The sequence below is a fragment of the Micromonospora sp. D75 genome (assembly GCF_018070405.1).
GTDB classification, from domain to species: domain Bacteria; phylum Actinomycetota; class Actinomycetes; order Mycobacteriales; family Micromonosporaceae; genus Micromonospora; species Micromonospora chalcea.
In genome coordinates this window covers 1-2994 of sequence record NZ_JAGPXV010000680.1, presented here as the reverse complement: position 1 = coordinate 2994, position 2994 = coordinate 1, and the positions used below count along the sequence as shown (strand labels likewise).

At 72.6% G+C, this 2994-nt stretch carries 1 protein-coding gene; it reads left to right on the top strand.

Going from position 1 to position 2994, the window contains the following annotated elements; genetic code table 11:
* Positions 1–391 precede the first annotated feature (391 nt).
* Positions 392–2994 (top strand): sensor histidine kinase (locus KBX39_RS27560; RefSeq protein ID WP_210873274.1); only part of this gene is annotated, 2603 nt, incomplete at its 3' end.

Genomic DNA, 2994 nt, shown 5'->3' with positions numbered 1-2994 from the left:
TCAGTGGAGGAACGGGATTGGTGTGCCGTACGGTGTGCGCGAAGCCTGCAAAACCTTGCCAATGCCGGGGCCTGTGGTCAAGCCGGGATCTCGAGTGCTGTTTCGGGACAGCCATCCCACATGCTGGGGACACGGAACATTAACTGACAATTACTGCACAGAAGCGTGTGACCACTCTGGAGTGACATCCCCTGATCAGGGGGTTGGAGAAAAGAAGGTATTAGGTGATCGGATCACGGGTTGCGCCGACCCCGACCGTTTCCTGCCTCCCTGCGGCTTCCCAAACACGATCTCGTCTGATGAAATCGCGGCCGTGCCGCGCGTGGCGCTGGCCGCTGCACCAGGCACGGGTCAGTGGGTCGCGCGTGGAAGAAACGACGGAGGCGATGTCGTGAGCACCGGACCTACGACCCTGCCCGGGAGCCCCAACGCCGAACAGCGGAACCGGCGACGGCGCCTGCCGAGGCTGCGCGACGCGCGGATCCGCTCGAAACTCGCCCTCATCCTGGTCGTTCCGGTCGCGGCTGTCATCGCACTGGCAACTATCCGACTCGTCTCGGTGGGGCAGGGCGCGTACGAGGCGGACCGGGTCCGGTCGCTGACGGCCGTGTCGGTCGACATCTCGGCGCTCACCCAGGACCTCCACAAGGAGCGGATGGCCGCGGCGGTCTTCCTGGCCAAGCCGGACGAGAAGCCGGACGCGTACAACCTGCGGGTGCGCCAGACCGACGAGCGGATCGCGGCGTACCAGGAGGAGCGGCGCCGCCTCGGCGACGTGCCGGGCGCTGTGAGCAGCCAGCTCAAGGTCATCGACGCCCACCTGTCCACGCTGAACGGCACGCGCCAGGAGGTGCTGGACCGGTCGCAGATGCCGGTGGCCGAGGCCAGCCTGCGCTACGGCATCGTCCTGGACGACCTGGTCGCGTACAGCGACGCGCTGGCCCAGCAGCCGGGCGCGGAGAGCCTGGCCGACGCCCGCCGCGCGGTGGCCGCGTTCGCCCACGCCAAGGCCGAGGTGGCCGAGGAGCAGGCGGTCGCCTTCACCGCGCTCGGCGCCGGCCGGATCGACGAGGAGCAGTTCTCCTCCTTCGTGGCCACCCTGACCGGTCAGCAGGAGGCGCTGCTCACGTTCTCCCGGTCCGCGACGCCGGCCCAGCGGGCCCTGGTGGACCGCACCGTGTCCGGTGACGCGGTCCAGCTCGCCGACCGGGTCGCCGCCGACCTGTCCCGCTCGGTCGGGCGTCCCGCGCTCGTCACCCGCCAGGAGGCGTCCGACGCCATCGGCGCGGTCGACGAGCTGATGCGGTGGGCGGAGATCCAGCTCCTGGACGACCTGCTCGCCGACGCCGACGAGGTACGCGCCGACGTGATCCAGCAGGCGGTCGTGGAGGGCCTGCTGGTGCTGATCACGCTGGCCGTCGCGGTGACGCTCGCCGTGGTGCTCGCCCGGTCGCTGAACGACTCGCTGCGCCGGCTGCGTGAGGGCGCGCTCGCGGTGGCGAACCACGACCTGCCGGACGCGGTGAGCCGGCTGCAGAACGTCAACGCCATCGGCGACGGCGGCGTGGACGAGATCGTCCAGCAGGTCCGGGACCCGATCAAGCTGACCAACCGCGACGAGGTCGGCCAGGTGGCCGTCGCCTTCAACGTGGTCCACCGGGAGGCGGTGCGGGTGGCGGCCGAGCAGGCCGCGCTGCGCACGAGCGTCTCGGCGATGTTCCTCAACCTGGCCCGCCGCTCGCAGAGCCTGGTCGACCGCATGATCGGCGAGCTGGACGCGATCGAGCGGTCCGAGGAGGACCCGAAGCGTCTCGCGCAGCTGTTCGAGCTGGACCACCTGGCCACCCGGATGCGCCGCAACGACGAGAACCTGCTGGTGCTCGCCGGTGCCGACTCGGCGGTGCCGCGTCGCGACGACGCGCTCCTGGTCGACGTGCTGCGCGCCGCGCAGTCCGAGGTGGAGCTCTACAACCGGATCGAGTTCGGCACCGTCGACACCGACATCTCGGTGGCCGCCCACGCCGTCAACGACGTCGTCCGGCTGGTCGCGGAGCTGCTCGACAACGCCACCCGGTTCTCGCCGCCGAACACCTCGGTGGTGGCCGACGGCCGCCGGATCCGCGACTACGTGCTGATCCAGATCGAGGACCGGGGGCTCGGCCTCAGCGACGAACAGCTCGACTCGCTCAACCGGCGACTGGCCGCGCCGCCGACCGTCGACGTGGCAGCGTTCCGGCTGATGGGTCTGGCCGTGGTGAGCCGGCTCGCCTCCCGGTACGGGATCCGGGTCGAGCTGCGCCGCAACGTCGAGGGCGGCACTGTCGCCCAGGTCACGCTGCCGAACTCGACAGTGGTGCTGCCGGCCAACCGTGGTCAGGCCCCGCTGACCCGGCCGCGCCAGCCGCTGGCCGTCGAGCAGTCACCGCTGAGCCAGGTCGGCGTCGCCGACGCGCTTGCCGGCGCCGGCCGGGGCGCCGCCACCGCGACGCTCGCCGACGGGTGGCGCGGGGCGACCACCGCCCCGCCCGCCAGGTGGCAGGCGCCCGCCGAGGCGCGGGACACCACTCCCGCCGTACAGCTGGGCGGGGCGACCGGCACGTTGCCGGCGGTCCCGGCGCCTCCGGCAACGCCGGCCCCGGTCTCCGGGGCGGGCTGGTCGGCCGGCGGGCCGACGGTGGCGTACCCGGCGCTGGACCCGCTGCCCAAGCGGTCGCCGGGCGTCGAGGCCGCCCAGCCGGTCGCACCTCCGGCCTACCAGCCGCTCGCCGCGGCGCCGGCGGTGGAGACCACCCCGGCGACGCCCGTGGTGGCCCGTCCCGAGCAGCGGGCCGAGGCCCCGATATTCCGGGAGATGGAGGCGGTCTGGTTCCGTTCGCACGGAGAGGACGAGACCACGAACTTCACTCGGCCCACCTTCGACCCGCCGCCCGCGCCGGCCCAGCCGGCCGTGCCGCCGCCAGCGGCGTCGGCTCGCCCGCCCCTGCCCACCCGTCC